The organism is Butyrivibrio sp. INlla18 (assembly GCF_900103635.1).
In the GTDB taxonomy this organism is placed as follows: domain Bacteria; phylum Bacillota; class Clostridia; order Lachnospirales; family Lachnospiraceae; genus Butyrivibrio.
Genome location: NZ_FMXK01000004.1, coordinates 140,588 through 155,027, shown reverse-complemented (window position 1 = coordinate 155,027; position 14,440 = coordinate 140,588). Strand labels below are relative to the sequence as shown.

Annotated in this window: 12 protein-coding genes; all 12 read left to right on the top strand. The window is 38.8% G+C overall.

The genetic code is table 11. From position 1 onward, the window contains the following. Nucleotides 1-6: 6 nt before the first annotated feature. The 12 genes from pseG to BLS24_RS02010 are packed head-to-tail and all read left to right on the top strand — an operon-like array spanning nucleotide 7 to nucleotide 14,430. Nucleotides 7-1,092: a UDP-2,4-diacetamido-2,4,6-trideoxy-beta-L-altropyranose hydrolase gene (gene pseG / locus BLS24_RS02065; protein ID WP_091755694.1), complete on the top strand. Its 1,086-nt coding sequence runs from the start codon at nucleotides 7-9 to the stop codon at nucleotides 1,090-1,092. Beyond that, nucleotides 1,086-2,147, top strand: coding sequence for a glycosyltransferase family 2 protein (locus BLS24_RS02060; protein ID WP_091755692.1), 1,062 nt, complete (start codon nucleotides 1,086-1,088; stop codon nucleotides 2,145-2,147). Before pseG ends, BLS24_RS02060 begins: the two co-directional genes overlap by 7 nt. Before the next feature lie 52 nt (nucleotides 2,148-2,199). Continuing rightward, nucleotides 2,200-3,225 (top strand): glycosyltransferase family 52, encoded by a 1,026-nt coding sequence (locus BLS24_RS02055; RefSeq protein ID WP_242872213.1) that lies wholly within the window; start codon nucleotides 2,200-2,202, stop codon nucleotides 3,223-3,225. A 23-nt stretch (nucleotides 3,226-3,248) separates the two neighbouring features. Further along, nucleotides 3,249-5,000 (top strand): ABC transporter ATP-binding protein, encoded by a 1,752-nt coding sequence (locus BLS24_RS02050; RefSeq protein WP_091755688.1) that lies wholly within the window; start codon nucleotides 3,249-3,251, stop codon nucleotides 4,998-5,000. Nucleotides 5,001-5,020: 20 nt separating this feature from the next. Further along, nucleotides 5,021-6,133 (top strand): acyltransferase, encoded by a 1,113-nt coding sequence (locus tag BLS24_RS02045; RefSeq protein ID WP_091755686.1) that lies wholly within the window; start codon nucleotides 5,021-5,023, stop codon nucleotides 6,131-6,133. Then, the gene (locus BLS24_RS02040) at nucleotides 6,127-7,872 is read left to right on the top strand and encodes a hypothetical protein (RefSeq protein ID WP_091755684.1); all 1,746 of its coding nucleotides are present in this window, start codon (nucleotides 6,127-6,129) and stop codon (nucleotides 7,870-7,872) included. The genes BLS24_RS02045 and BLS24_RS02040 overlap by 7 nt, the downstream gene beginning before the upstream one ends. Nucleotides 7,873-7,891: 19 nt before the next feature. Continuing rightward, nucleotides 7,892-8,350, top strand: a complete 459-nt coding sequence (locus BLS24_RS02035) for a GtrA family protein (RefSeq protein ID WP_091755682.1) — start codon at nucleotides 7,892-7,894, stop codon at nucleotides 8,348-8,350. 14 nt (nucleotides 8,351-8,364) lie between these two features. Beyond that, the gene (rffA, locus tag BLS24_RS02030) at nucleotides 8,365-9,501 is read left to right on the top strand and encodes a dTDP-4-amino-4,6-dideoxygalactose transaminase (protein ID WP_091755680.1); all 1,137 of its coding nucleotides are present in this window, start codon (nucleotides 8,365-8,367) and stop codon (nucleotides 9,499-9,501) included. A gap of 14 nt (nucleotides 9,502-9,515) precedes the next feature. Continuing rightward, nucleotides 9,516-11,276, top strand: coding sequence for a hypothetical protein (locus BLS24_RS02025; protein ID WP_091755678.1), 1,761 nt, complete (start codon nucleotides 9,516-9,518; stop codon nucleotides 11,274-11,276). Between the two features lie 12 nt (nucleotides 11,277-11,288). Further along, complete coding sequence (locus tag BLS24_RS02020) at nucleotides 11,289-11,804, top strand: GNAT family N-acetyltransferase (protein ID WP_091755676.1); 516 nt, start codon at nucleotides 11,289-11,291, stop codon at nucleotides 11,802-11,804. A gap of 15 nt (nucleotides 11,805-11,819) precedes the next feature. After that, a complete protein-coding gene (locus tag BLS24_RS02015) occupies nucleotides 11,820-12,764 on the top strand; it encodes a glycosyltransferase family 2 protein (protein WP_091755663.1) in 945 nt (314 codons plus the stop codon). After that, a complete protein-coding gene (locus BLS24_RS02010; RefSeq protein WP_091755661.1) occupies nucleotides 12,754-14,430 on the top strand; it encodes a DUF6020 family protein in 1,677 nt (558 codons plus the stop codon). The genes BLS24_RS02015 and BLS24_RS02010 overlap by 11 nt, the downstream gene beginning before the upstream one ends. Nucleotides 14,431-14,440: the final 10 nt, after the last annotated feature.

Sequence of the window (14,440 nt, the reverse complement as noted above, 5' to 3'; positions counted from 1 at the left end):
GGAAGCATGAAAAAGAAAGTCTGGATAAAGGCAAATGGTAATGGCATAATCGCTACTGGTCATATCAGAAGATGTATGACTATTGCAAAAGAGCTGATGGACAATGGCGCTGAAGTAATGTTTGTTCTTTCAGATACTGAAAGCGACAAACTTTTGAGAACTTTGTCTAGAGAAGACGGAACCTCATTTGATGCTGTTATCCTTCATAACAATTTTTCAGAGCCAATGGAGGATCTTCCTTCATTAAAAGAGCTTTTTGCTTCAGAAAAACCAGATTTTTACCTTATGGATTCATATTTCCTTAAGGAAGATTACTTCAAAGGTATAAATGACATCATAAAGGAACTTTCGTTGCAGACAAAAACAGGATTTATCGATGATCTTTATAAGTTCGATTATCCAGTTGATATGATAATAAATTATGACATTATGATCCCTCAGGACTTCTATAGTGCGCCAAGGCAGCTTCTGGGACCAGAGTTTTCCCCGCTTAGACCTCAGTTTGCGGACAACAGATATGAGATAAGAGATATAGCTAGAACAGCTTTATTATCTTCTGGTGGAACTGATCCTTATCATGTTTTAGGGGATATATTAAAAGAGATTTATGTAGACGATAGCCCTTGTAGAAAAGTTCTTGATACAACAGGGCTACATTGCGACGTTGTTGTTGGAGCTCTTTTTGAAGAAGGCTACAAGGAAGAGCTTAGAGAACTTGCAAAGGAACATAAAGAGATTACCCTCCATGAGACAGTAGGTGATATGGCATCTCTCATGAAAAAGGCTGATTTTGCGGTATCTGCTGGAGGAACAACCCTGTATGAGTTATGCGCAGTGGGAGTACCAACGGTTGTATTTAGTATGGCTGATAATCAGGTTGAGTTTGTGCAGTCATTTGATAAGGCTGGAGCAGCCAAATACGCTGGTGATGCCAGAAAAGACAGAAGACTTGTTCAGAAGATCGTAACCTGGGGAACAGCAGCTCAGGACAACGCTGGATTTAGGAAAAGAATGAGTGATAAAGCCAAAAGTCTCATTGACGGAAAAGGCGCAGAAAGGATTGCCAAGGCAATTTTGGAATTTATATGGTAAAGCTTAGCATAATAGTGCCTGTTTACAATATGGCATCAGATGGAAAACTTGAATATTGCTTGAATAGCCTGGTAGGGCAGACCCTTGATCCTTCTGACTATGAGATAATAGCAGTTGATGACTGCTCCACAGATAACTCCTTTGAGATTCTTCAAAGGTATGAAAAGGAGCACCCTGAGAAATTTAAAGCTATCCATTCAGAAACAAATCTTCATCAGGGAGGTGCCAAGAATATTGGCCTCGCAATTGCTAAGGGTGAATGGCTTGGGTTTATTGATGCGGATGATTGGATCGTTCCAGACTACTATGAGAGACTATTAAATAAGGCAAAAGAGACAGGGGCTGACATGGTAGGCTGTGATTATTCTCTTACAGATGAGCATAGCTTTAAAGTCGGAAAGGTAGTCCACAACAATAACTATTCACAAACGGGTGTTATGGATAAGGAACGTTACAAGAACCTATTATTAGAAACAGGGAGTCTTGTAGTAAAGGTTTATAGAAGAGAGCTTATTGTTGGTGATTACAAGCCGGGAACACAGAATAAACTTTCAGTTTTTCCTGAGAACATTTTTTATGAGGACAATGCAGTTAGTAATACCTGGATGACAAGGGCCAAGCACTTTGAATACATTCAGGAACCGTTATATTTTTATTACCAGCATCAGAACTCAACAGTTCACAGCATTTCTAGAAAGAATCTTGAGGACAGAATGGTCGCTGGAAGGATGATCATAAGTGAAGCCAAAGAAAATGGCTATTTTGATGAATACAAACCAGAGATTGAATTTCAATACACTGTGTTATTTTATGTGAACACCCTCTTTTCTGCTATGCCTAAGAGTTCTAAGTTAAAGGGATGTTATTCTTTTACTAAGGCTTTGGCAAAAGAGATGAAGGAAACCTTCCCTGATTTTCAGGAGAACCAATATTATCAGGAAAAGATTCATCCAGAGGAAAAGAAGCTTATAGCATATCAAATGAAATCACACATGTTTTTTTATTTGTACTACAGATTACTGTGGTTTTATAGAGGCTTAAGGAGTAAAAGTTAAGTATTTTATGCGGGATAGAGTATATGTGTGCCACACCTTTTATCATGTATATGTGGCATGTTTGAAGGAATTTTATATAGCTGATGGAGGGAAAGCGACTCTTGTTCTTTCTAAGATGTCCAATAACTTTGGCAAAATGGTCGAAAGAGCCAAGGAGAGCCCCATTTTTGATGCTGTCTATGAATATGATGAAAAAGAAGACACTTTTTTCCCAGAGTTAGCTGAGCTTAAAAAGGACTCAGGAAATATAGTCCTTAACATGATAAAAAGAATTAAGTTTTGCAAGGAATTTGGTCGTCTTCAGGAAAAGTACATTCCTATAGATTTCAAGGAATACAAAGATATCTATGTATTCTGTGATTCAGATCCTATAGGATATTATCTGAATTACAAGAAAATTCCTTATCACGCAGTAGAAGATGGCCTTGATTGTATCAGATACTATGATACAGCCAGATATGACAACAGGGGACACTTCAAGATCAAAGCCTGGATGGCTTCAAAGGGACTTATCCATATTCAGAATGGCTATGGTAGGTATTGCATAGATATGGAGGTCAACAATATCTCTGTTTTACCATATCCATGTGATAAGTATGTGGAGCTTCCCCGTAAGACTCTTACTGACAGACTTAACAATTCAGAAAAAGAGCTGATGCTAAAGCTCTTTGTGGATGACGTAGAAGGAATAAAGAAAAAAGTAGAAGGTAATGATAAAACTTTGCTTGTTTTATCAGAACCTCTTTGCGACCTTGACACAAGGGTTAGAATATTTAAAGATATTATTTGTGAATATGGAACTATAGACAATACAAAAGCAACTGTTATTATTAAGCAGCATCCTAGGGATCTACTGAATTACAGGGAGAACTTCCCTGAGGCTATCGTTCTTGATGGCTCATTTCCTATGGAGATGCTGAACTTTATTGAGAATATCAGCTTTGACAGGCTTGTTTCTGTATATACAGTAGTGGATTCCCTTAGCTTTGTAGAGGACAAGATATATCTTGGAGATGACTTCATGGATAAGTATGAAGCACCTGAGATCCACAGACAGAATGAAGCGATCACAGATTAACTTTAGAAGGGTAATTTTGTTTTATGCGCAAGATTTATAAGAAAGTGATGCGTCTTTTAGATGCAAAGCAGAAGAGACAGATGGTGGGCATTGTTTTCATGATGCTTATCGGAGGTGTGTTAGAGTCATTAGGTATTGCTCTTATCGTGCCTATCATGAAGGTGGTTGTGAGCCCAGAGAAGGTTCAGGAGAGCAAATATCTTTCATTTATCTACAATGGACTTAACCTTACATCCACCACTCAGCTTGCAGCTATCATAATGGTGGCACTGATCCTGGTCTTTGTTGTAAAGAATGTATTTCTTTATTTCCTTAATGTAGTTCAGCTTAGATTTGTATACACAAACCAGTTCGCTACATCAAGACGTATGATGATCAACTTCATGCAGAGACCTTACGAGTATTATCTCAATGCTGACACAAGTGTCATTCAGAGAAATATCACTTCTGATGTCAACAATATGTATGGACTTATCCTAAGCAGTCTTCAGCTCATCAGTGAAGTTATCGTGTTTACTTGCCTTGTTGCTTTCCTTGTTAGTACCGACGCAGAGATGACACTTAGCATTGCACTTCTTCTTGTTGTAGTGCTCCTTGTGATCAAATATTTTATCAAGCCAGTCATGGTCAAGGCAGGACAGGAAAATCAGGATTATTATAGTGGTCTTTATAAGTGGATTGATGAGTCTGTTACAGGAATCAAAGAGATCAAGATCGCAAATAAGGAAAACTACTTCATAAACGGATATGCTGATTGCGGCGCAGGTTATGTAAATGCAGTTCAGAAATATAACCTTTATAATTCAACACCAAGACTTTTGATAGAGACTATCGCAATTGCTGGCATGATCGGATACATGCTTGTAGTAATGGCTAGAGGAACCGACCTTACAGACCTTGTTCCTCAGCTTACAGTTCTTGCAGCAGCTGCTTCAAGACTTTTGCCAAGTGCCAACAGGATCAACAATTACCTGACTTCAATTGCTTACTTTGAACCATTCCTCATGAATGTAAGTGACAATCTTCAGTCAGAGATCCATGATGGCAATATTTCATATAACAGCGACGATTACAGGAAAAAGAGTCAGGTTGAAAAGTTACCTGTTACAAAGAGTATTCTCATGAAAGATATTACTTATAAGTATCCTGGAACAGATAAGCTCATACTTGATAAGGCTGATATGGAGGTCCCAGTTGGAAAGTCCGTCGGTATCGTAGGTACTTCCGGAGCAGGTAAGACTACTATCGTAGACGTTATGCTTGGACTTTTAAAGCCAGAATCAGGAAATATTCTTGCAGACGGCGTAGATGTTATGGAGCATTATCCTGAATGGCTCAAAAACATCGGTTATATTCCACAGACTATCTTCATGATCGATTCAACCATCAGAAAGAACGTAGCTTTCGGCTATCCTGATGAAGAGATTGACGATGCAAGAGTTTGGAATGCGTTAAAAGAGGCATCACTTGATGAATTTGTAAGAAGCCTACCAGAGGGACTTGATACCAAGATCGGTGAGAGAGGTATCAGGCTTTCAGGTGGACAGAAACAGAGAATAGGTATTGCAAGGGCTCTTTTTGAAGATCCTGAAGTACTTGTTCTTGATGAAGCTACATCAGCTCTTGATAATGAGACTGAGGCAGCTATCATGGAATCAATAAATAACCTTCACGGTAAGAAAACACTTGTTATTATTGCTCATAGACTTCAAACCATTGAAAAGTGTGATATGGTCTACAGCATTAAGGACGGTAAAGCAGTGGTAGACAGATAAAAAGTTTTTTGGAGGAGAGCATGAGCGTTAGAAAACCTAATTTTGAGCTTCTTAGAATAATCGCAATGCTTATGATCGTGACATTGCACTACAATATCCACGCAGATGCATTGTTACAGCTTGGGGTTCCAGCTTCAAAGGTCCAGATATTTGCAACAGTTATCGAAACTTTCTGTATAACTGGTGTCAATGTTTATGTGCTCCTTAGTGGATATTTCCTTTCCCAGACCAATATAAAGCTTAGTCGTATGCTAAAGCTTATCTGTCAGGTATATTTCTATACCATACTTATTTCTGTTGCCATGATGATAGTGGGAACATACACAGTTGGAAGTGATGATACTATCTACAAGACTGCTCAGTATCTTTTCCCAATATCTTCTGAGCACTACTGGTTTGTTACGGCGTACGTTATCATGTATGTTCTGTCTCCAGTCCTCAATGCAGCTGTAAATGCCCTTAGCAGAATACAGCTCAAGACCGTCATCATAGGTCTTCTCATTTGGTTCTGCGCAATCAAGAGTGTTGTTCCTGTAATGTTTGTAACTGATCATGCGGGATATGATTATGGCTGGTTCATCTGCCTGTATCTTATTGCAGCATACATCAGAAAATATGACGTAGTTCTTTTCTTTAATGCTAAGAGAAGTGCATTGGTATTTTTGATATCATCACTTATATCTCTTGCAATGTCTCTTGTACTTCATTACATAAATCTTACAAGAGGCGGATTCATATACTACTCACAGGTGCCTACTCACTATAACTTCATCTTTACTTTAACAGGAGCACTTGGTCTGTTCTCAGTATTTAGATTCCTCAAGATGAAAGAAAACTGGTTTGCGAATGTAGTAAGATTTGTAGCACCATTTACTTTTGGCGTATATCTTGTACACATGCACCTTGAGATCAGAAACAGATGGGTAGAGTGGCTTGAAAGCCTTATTGGACCAGTTCCAATGGATAATGTTCTCTTCTTTGCTTGGCACATGATCCGCTGCGTCATTATAGTATTTGCAGCAGGTATATTTGTAGACTGGATCCGCAAGATGATATTTGACTTCATTGGCCGCGTAATGAAGGATACTAAGTTGTTTCAGTTTATCCGCAAATGGGATGAAAAGATATGTTAAATAATATCAGAAGTTATTTTTATAATTTCAAGAGATTTCAGCGTCCGCTGGAGAGATATTTCTTTCCAGTGGTGCTTTTGTTATACCCTTTAATTGGTGTCAATCAGGGAATTGATATTTCTGACACCATGTACAGTCTGACTAATTACGAATACATGGGTAATCTTGATCCCATGTGGCTCTTTTCTACATATCTCAGTAACGTCTTTGGTAAGCTCATAATGATGCTTCCTGGAGCAGGAACAATGCTGGGATTTAGTATCTATTGCAGCTTTATCACAAGCGCCATCGCACTTATTGCATATTATTGCCTTCAGAGATTTATGCCAGGATGGATGATCTTTATTGGCGAGTTTATTGCAGAGAGCATCTGCTTTTGCCCAAGAGTCATCCTCTATAACTATTTAACTTACTTGCTGTTTACAGTAGGAACTATTCTTTTAGTTCATGGCATTCTTCAATGGCAAAGACAAAACCTGTTTCTTTTCCTTGCAGGAATATGCTTTGGACTTAATGTACTTGTAAGATTTCCAAATGTCGTAGAGACAGCAATGATACTTGCTTTGTGGTTCTACGGCTTTATCACCAAGGACAGACTAGTAGATGTTTTAAAGAGAACAGGTATCTGTATCCTTGGGTTCCTAACAGGAATGCTTGTGCCAATAGCTATTATTTCGATCAAGTATGGCTTTATGGCTTATCCAAATATGATAATCAGCTTATTTGGTATGACAGAGGGAGCCTCTGACTATTCTGGCGGCGGAATGATAGCACTCATCATAGAGGCTTATCTTACAACTCTTTCAGATATGATCATAATGCTTCCATGTATTGCAGCGGGCATCATTATGTTCATGCTTTTGCCTAAGAGATATGTCCTTATCAAAAAGCTCCTTTTCATAGGCGGATTGTTAGTACTTATCAGATATTACTTTGCTATTGGAGTTATCACTAGAAATTATTATTACTATGATTCAATGTTCCAGCTTGCAATGATGTTCATCATCGCTGGAATAGTGCTTAGCCTTATCGGAAGCCTTGGAATACTAAATGGTAGCAAAGAAGAGCAGACTTTAAGCTTTGTGACACTTCTCCTTATCCTTATAACGCCCATTGGAAGTAATAACTATACCTTCCCAATCCTTAATAATCTCTTTATCATTGCTCCAATAGTTCTTTGGCTATTTAGGAGAATGATCCAAAGAGCAGGTGAAGCAGACTACAACTTTGCATGGGAAAGTACAATTACAACTGTTATTATTGCGCTATTTATTCAGGGAGCTCTTTTCCATATGGGTTACTCATTCGTTGATGGTGCAGATGGAACCCCAAGAGATAGCAGAGTAAATGTGGCTAAGCTTTCTGGAATGATCACAACACAGGATAATGCAGAGTCCCTTGATGAGTTAAAAGATGCTTTGGAAAAGGCAGATCTTTTACAGACTAAGGTGATTCTCTTTGGCGGAATTCCAGGAATATCCTATATGTTTGATATGGAACCAGCTATTAACACCGCATGGCCAGATCTTGATAGCTACTCATTAGATAAGTTTGATTCTCAGCTTATGGAATTAAACGCATCCGATAATGCAACTCCTACAGTCATTGTTTCCAAAGAAATGGCGGACTACTCGTTGGTAGGAGCTAAATATGATATTTTATTGGACTATATTGCAAATCACGATTATAATAAAATCTTCGAAAGCGATAGATTTATCGTTTTTGCAGAATCAAAATAAAGGATAGAGGTTTTTATTTATGGATAAGCTTTTGGCACAGATTGCCAAATTCGGAATCGTTGGAGTTATCAGCTTCATTGTTGATTATGTAGTATATAGAATCTTCAATGCAATTTTTGTTAGTGTTGGATTCTCAGAGGTGTTTGCGCAGTATTACCTTTTGTCGGCACTTCTTGGATTCACAGTTTCAGTAGTAGTTAATTACATCTTAAGCTTTAAATTTGTATTCGAGAGAAAAGAGGACATCAGCAGAAAGAAAGAGTTCATCGTATTTCTTGTACTTAGTATCATCGGACTTGGAATCAACGAGCTCTGCCTTTTCCTTGGTTACGACGTAATCTATCTTAACTGGCCATGGCTCAAGAGCATCATGAGTGAAGGTTTTGCTAAGGATGTATTCTTTAAATTTGGTGCAACTGGCGTAGTAATGGTTTATAATTTCATATCAAGAAAGATTTTTCTTGAAAAGAAGGATTGATCAAGAGGTGAATCATGAGAATAAATTTTAATGTACCCCCATATACAGGTAAAGAACTTGACTATATCAAGGAGTGTGTAGAAGCTCAGAAGATCTGCGGCGATGGTAAGTATACAGCCCTTGATAATGAATGGATCGAAAAAAAGACAGGTGTAAAGAAGGCACTTCTTACAACTTCATGTACACATGCTACTGAGATGTCTGCTATTCTTGCTGGCATCAAGGAAGGCGATGAAGTCATCATGCCTTCATTTACTTTTGTATCAACAGCTAACGCTTTCGTATTAAGAGGAGCTAAGGTAGTATTTGTTGATATCAGACCTGATACTATGAATATTGATGAGAACCTCATCGAGCAGGCTATCACACCAAAGACTAAGGCAATCGTTCCTGTACACTATGCTGGTGTTGGCTGCGAGATGGATACTATCATGGACATCGCTAAGCGTCATAACCTCTTTGTTATCGAGGATGCAGCTCAGGGCGTTATGGCTACTTACAAGGGAAGAGCCCTTGGTTCGATAGGTGATTTTGGTAACTTCAGTTTCCACGAGACCAAGAACTACAGTATGGGTGAAGGCGGAGCACTTCTTTTAAGAGATGAGACATACGCTGATAATGCTATCATCATCAGAGAAAAGGGTACAAATAGAACTCTTTATAACCTTGGTAAAGTTGATAAATATAGCTGGATCATGCCAGGTTCTTCATATCTTCCAAGTGAGATGAATGCAGCATATCTTTATGCACAGCTTCAGCTTGCGGATGAGATCAATGATGCTAGACTTGATCACTGGAATAGATATTATGAAGCTCTCAGACCACTTGCAGAAAAAGGTCTCATCGAGCTTCCTTATGTGCCAGAAGAGTGTGTACACAATGGTCACATGTTCTACATCAAGTGTAAGGATGTAGAGGAGAGAACAGGACTTATTAACTACCTTAAGAGTAATGATATCTTACCTGCATCTCACTATGTACCACTTCACTCATCCAAAGCTGGTGTGAAGTACTCTGAGTTCAGAGGAGAAGACAAGTATACAACCAAGGAAAGCCTCAGACTCTTGAGACTTCCTATGTACTATAAGCTTACAAACGAAGACCTTGATGAAGTAGTCATGAGAGTAAAGGAGTACTACAAATTTAACTAATCTGGAGCAGAAATATGAGGAGATCATCTTTAAGCCTTAATATAATAATCACGGCGCTGATTACCCTGATCATTATGGTGGTTGTAGGTGTAGTTGGAGATTATTATTTTGACTTAAATGATGATGTTCTCATGAAAGATATTCTTTCAGGCTCCTATACAGGTGTGCCTGCTGGGCATAATATACAGATGCTATACCCGATAAGTGCGCTTATCTCTGTGTTTTACAGAGTATTTAGAGCGCCTGACTGGTATGGCATTTTTTTGTGCTTTTTGCAGTTCTTGTGCGTGTTTGCAGTGGGCTATTATGTAATAGACGATGTATCTGAAAAAGCCAACAAGGTAGTATGGTCTATTATGGTGATCCTTCTTTTCCTTGGAACCATGGCATCCCACTTTCTCTTTGTACAGTACACATTCACATGCGGAATGCTCTCAGCTACAGCTACATTTCTCATAATGACTCACAAGGAAAAGGATAAGAACCTTTTATTTGCTGTGATCTTGGTATTTGTGGCGTACCTGTTAAGGTCAGAGATGCTTCTTTTGACACTTCCAATGCTTTGTGTTGGAATACTTATCAGATGGGCTCTTACAGGAAAAGAGTTTAAGAATTACCTCAAAGCATTCATTCTAATAATCTGTGCATTGATCCTAGGACAGGTGGCTAATAAGATTGGATACTCATCACCTGAGTGGAAGGAGTTCTACAGGCTATTTGATGCAAGAACCGAGCTCTATGATTTCCAGTACATTCCTGAATATGCTGATAACAAGGATTTTTACGACAGCATAGGCCTTTCCGAAAGCGAGCAGGAGCTCCTTGTTAATTACAACTTTGGTATCGATGAAGAAATAAATGCAGAAACATTAAATGCAGTTGCACAGTATGCTGCCAAGCTTAGAACTGATGAAGTTCCTATGACCAAGCAGCTTTTGAATGCAATTTCACCATATCTATACCGCATGAGGTTCATATCTGGTCAAAAGAGCTATGAATACCCAATGACAGATTTTCCATGGAATATGATCGTACTTCTTTTATACCTGGGTGCAATATTAACAGCTCTTTTCCCAGTGGCAGAAAGGAATAAGAAAAACATATTACTTACATTTGGGCTCCTTGCACTGCTATTTGCATGTCGCAGTAGCCTGTGGCTCTACATAATAGTCAGAGGACGAGATCCAATAAGGATAACTCATCCCTTGTACCTCATGGAGATCGTGATACTTCTGGCGATCATCCATATGAAGGACAGAAATGGTAAAAGAGTTGTATTTGTGCCGCTCGTAGCAGTTTCGCTTATAAGCTTGTTATCAATTCCAAACCAGTTTGATATCATTAAAACTGAAATGGCGTCAAGAGATAGCATGAGACAGCACTACGATGCACTTTATGACTATTTTGATGCAAACAAAGATAATTTCTATTTCATAGATGTTTATACCAGTGTTTCTTGCGGCGAAAATAAGGCTGACGGAGAGGCTACTTTCTCTGAAAAGATGTTTGAAAGAGTAGATAATAGCTACGCTAACCATGATATTATGGGCGGCTGGGCATCAAAGAGTCCTCTTTTTAAAGAGAAGATGGAGAGATTTGGCCTTACAAATATGCAGGATTCGCTTCTTTTGGATAACGTCTATATGGTTCAGAATCTTTCAGAGGATGTGACCTGGATAGCTGATTATTACAGGGAGAAAGGCATAGATGTTACAGTAAAAGAAGTTGATAAGGTAGCTGACGCCTTTGGCATCTATTCAATTTCAGTAAGATAAGTAGGTAAAGCAATGTATATTATTGGAGATAAAGTAAACATCAGGCTCATGACAAGTGATGACACTGATCTTATCGTGAAGTGGCGCAATAACGAAAGAGTGCGTGGGAACTTCGTATATAGAGAAGTGTTCACAAGGCAGACTCATGAGAACTGGATAGAGACAAAAGTTAATACAGGCGAAGTTGTTCAGTTCATAATCTGTGAAAAGGACAACCATAACAGACCTGTAGGAAGCGTGTATTTTAGAGATATAGATACAGATACTCAAACTGCCGAGTATGGCATATTTATTGGCGAAGATGATGCTATAGGAAAAGGCTATGGCAATGAGGCAGCCATTCTTGCAACTGATTATGCAAGAGACAAGATGGGGCTTAAAAAGCTTATCTTAAGAGTATTTACCACTAATGAAGCTGCAATTAAGAGCTACAAACATGCAGGATTTACTGAAACTGAGTTTGTGCCACTTGTAGAGTGCAGTGATGGACAAAAAAGTGATATGATACTTATGGAAAAAATGTTATAAACGGAAGGTAATGTTATGAAAAAGAAGCTTGTCAGTTTTGTTATTCCCTGCTACAGATCAGAGAAGACATTAGAAGCTGTTATAAATGAAATAGAAGAGACCATGAACGGCAATATTGATTACGACTACGAGATCCTTTTGGTCAATGACGGATCACCTGATAATACGTGGGACGTTATCAGGAAAATTGCCGCAGAAAGAGACAAAGATAAAATTATCGGAATCAACTTTGCCAAGAACTTCGGACAACACGCAGCTCTTATGGCAGGACTTGGCAGATCAAAGGGAGATTATGTCGTTTGTCTTGATGATGATGGACAGACACCAGCCAATGAAGTGTTCAAGCTCCTCGATGCGCTTGAGAATGGCGCAGACGCAGTATATGCAAGATATGGTCACAAGCAGCACAGCCTCTTTAGAAACTTTGGAACAGCCATGAATGAGTGGATGGCCAGCGTAATGCTTGGCAAACCAAAGGAGCTCTTTGTATCAAGTTACTTTGCTGTTAGAAGATTCGTAGTTAATGAAATGGTCAAGTACGAAAGCTCATATCCATACGTAATTGGCCTTGTTCTTAGAACTACCAAGAGAATCGTTAATGTAGATGTTAACCATAGAAAAAGAGAAGTTGGAGCAAGTGGATATACTTTTTCCAAGCTTATGGCTCTGTGGATAAACGGTTTTACTGCATTTAGCATCAAGCCACTTAGAATCGCAACCCTGTCAGGTACAATATTTGCATTCCTTGGATTCTTGTATGGAATCTTCACAGTCATCAAGAAGTTTGTTAATCCTAATGTACCTGTAGGTTTCTCAGCTCTTATGAGCGCAATGATCTTTATTGGCGGAATGCTGATGCTCATGATGGGTATGGTTGGGGAATATTTAGGAAGAGTGTATATTTCACAGAATAGAAACCCTCAATACGTTATCAGGGAGACTACTCTAGATGAAGAGTGAAATGGGGAAAAGAAAAAAGAATAATTCAGATCAAATTTTAGCCTGGCTTATGTCAGGCTTATTTGGCGTTTTATCGGGATTTTTTTTGGTAATAGGTTATCAGCTTGAAAAGATCGACCGAATAGACCTTACTGACAAAAATGCGATGATGGTAATGGTGGCTATTATGGCAGTTTTGACAGTAGATACCATGCATGTCTGGAAGAACTATAACCAGTCCTTTGAGGGCAAAAAGCTCTTTGGCCTCATGAAGCTTAATAGAGCCGATTATCAAAATGCTACTAATGAAAAGATCTTTGGAACAAAAGAGTTCCTGACCACATGGGGAATTCTTGTTCTTCTAAATATGCCAGTTCTCCTTGCAGAGTTTCCTGGCTTTTTCGTGTACGATGCCCAAGAAGAATTAAATGAAGTTCTGACAAGGACTTTTACGACACATCATCCACTTCTACACGTACTTTTACTTGGAGGTACCATCGCTCTTGTCCACAAGGTTACAGGTTCATGGAATGCTGGAATCTTTTCATACATCTTTTTGCAGATGCTGGTCATAACTGCAGTGTTTGCCTACGTTCTTGTGTATATGTCCAAAAGAGGCATTGGCAAAAGATCACGCATCCTTTGGACTTTATACTATGGTCTATTTCCAACGATCGTCATGTATACGCTGTGCTCTAGTAAAGATGGCTTATTCACAGCTTTTTTGCTACTTTTGATAGTTCTTTTGGTGCAGCTTGTAAATGACAAAGAAAGTTTCCTACAGAGTAAAGGAAAGTGCGCGGCCCTTGTAATTGCAGCCATTTTGATGCCTTGCTTTAGACATAATGGCTTTTACGCGTATCTGGTATTTTTGCCCTTTGCCCTTATCTATTTTAGAAAAGAGCTAAAGAAAAAGCTTGTACTCATGTTGGTGATCCCAGTCATTGCTTATCTGGTTATTTCCAAAGTGCTGGCAATCTCTATGGGAGCCCAGGGCAAAGATAATCAGGAAATGCTGACAGTACCTATAATGCAGCTATCAAGGGTGTATACATATGATAGGGAGGACCTATCTGCAGAAGATATTAAGATTCTCACCACTTACCTTCCTGAAGATAATCTAAAGATGTACACTTCTAGGGTGTCAGATCTTGTGAAGGTAGGATTTAACAACGAATATTATGAGAAGGATAAAGGCAGTTTCTGGAAGCTTTGGGCAAAGGAGCTAGCTAGACACCCTATGACCTATGTAAATGCCTGGTTTCTTACTTCTTACGGATATTGGTATCCGGCAGCAGTGATAAATGTTTATAAAGGAACTACGGTATTTACCTTTACCTACGATGAAAGCTCATACTTTGGCTATGAAGTTGAACTTCCAGGCACTAGAACAAGCTTTATTCCGGTATTAGATAAGCTTTACAGATTTTTATCCATTGGCTCATTCCACAAAGATGCACCAGTGCTTGCGTTATTGTTTTCACCAGGAATGCTTTTTTTGATATATTTTTTTGTGATCCTTTACAGATTATCGAGAAAAGATTTCAAGGGAATATTACCCTTCATGCCGCTGGTTTTAGTGTGGCTTACAGTGCTTTTAGGACCAACATATCTTGTAAGGTACGTAGTGATACTGTGGACAGCCTTTCCAGTCCTCATGAATACTGGAAGAACAGGCAATTTTTGACCTGTTTGAT

Bases quoted from the DNA above. Each gene is read 5' to 3' on its own strand.
- pseG (WP_091755694.1), top strand. From the start codon at position 7: ATGAAAAAGAAAGTCTGGATAAAGGCAAATGGTAATGGCATAATCGCT.
- BLS24_RS02060 (WP_091755692.1), top strand. From the start codon at position 1,086: ATGGTAAAGCTTAGCATAATAGTGCCTGTTTACAATATGGCATCAGAT.
- BLS24_RS02050 (WP_091755688.1), top strand. From the start codon at position 3,249: ATGCGCAAGATTTATAAGAAAGTGATGCGTCTTTTAGATGCAAAGCAG.
- BLS24_RS02045 (WP_091755686.1), top strand. From the start codon at position 5,021: ATGAGCGTTAGAAAACCTAATTTTGAGCTTCTTAGAATAATCGCAATG.
- BLS24_RS02040 (WP_091755684.1), top strand. From the start codon at position 6,127: ATGTTAAATAATATCAGAAGTTATTTTTATAATTTCAAGAGATTTCAG.
- BLS24_RS02035 (WP_091755682.1), top strand. From the start codon at position 7,892: ATGGATAAGCTTTTGGCACAGATTGCCAAATTCGGAATCGTTGGAGTT.
- rffA (WP_091755680.1), top strand. From the start codon at position 8,365: ATGAGAATAAATTTTAATGTACCCCCATATACAGGTAAAGAACTTGAC.
- BLS24_RS02025 (WP_091755678.1), top strand. From the start codon at position 9,516: ATGAGGAGATCATCTTTAAGCCTTAATATAATAATCACGGCGCTGATT.
- BLS24_RS02020 (WP_091755676.1), top strand. From the start codon at position 11,289: ATGTATATTATTGGAGATAAAGTAAACATCAGGCTCATGACAAGTGAT.
- BLS24_RS02015 (WP_091755663.1), top strand. From the start codon at position 11,820: ATGAAAAAGAAGCTTGTCAGTTTTGTTATTCCCTGCTACAGATCAGAG.
- BLS24_RS02010 (WP_091755661.1), top strand. From the start codon at position 12,754: ATGAAGAGTGAAATGGGGAAAAGAAAAAAGAATAATTCAGATCAAATT.